The following is a 360-nucleotide window of genomic DNA, read 5'->3' as shown; positions in this document are numbered from 1 at the left end:
CGAGCCTGACCTACCAGGTCAGCGGCCTGAAGAATGGCGATACCGCTGGCGCGGTGCTCAATGGCGGCGGCCTGGTTCGTGTCTCCGGCGAAAACGTAGGCAACTATGCGATTCAGCAGGGTGGCCTGGGTCTGGTCAGCGGTAACTATGACCTGGCTTACCAGGGCAACAACCTGACCATCACCAAGGCGCTGCTGAATGTGATCGCCGACGCCAAGACCAAGGTCTACGGCGATGCCGATCCGAGCCTGACCTACCAGGTCAGCGGCCTGAAGAACGGTGATACCGCCGGTTCGATCCTGACCGGTGGGTTGAACCGCGCCGCAGGCGAGAACGTGGGTGTGTATGGCATCAACCAGG

At 61.7% G+C, this 360-nt stretch carries 1 protein-coding gene; it reads left to right on the top strand.

The window, feature by feature from the left end; all coding sequences use genetic code 11:
* On the top strand, window positions 1-360 hold a 360-nt coding region (locus HMPREF2716_RS02215; protein WP_141762301.1), incomplete at both ends, for an MBG domain-containing protein.

Source organism: Pseudomonas sp. HMSC076A11 (genome assembly GCF_001810205.1).
GTDB classification, from domain to species: domain Bacteria; phylum Pseudomonadota; class Gammaproteobacteria; order Pseudomonadales; family Pseudomonadaceae; genus Pseudomonas; species Pseudomonas aeruginosa.
This window is presented reverse-complemented; position numbering and strand designations above follow the sequence as displayed.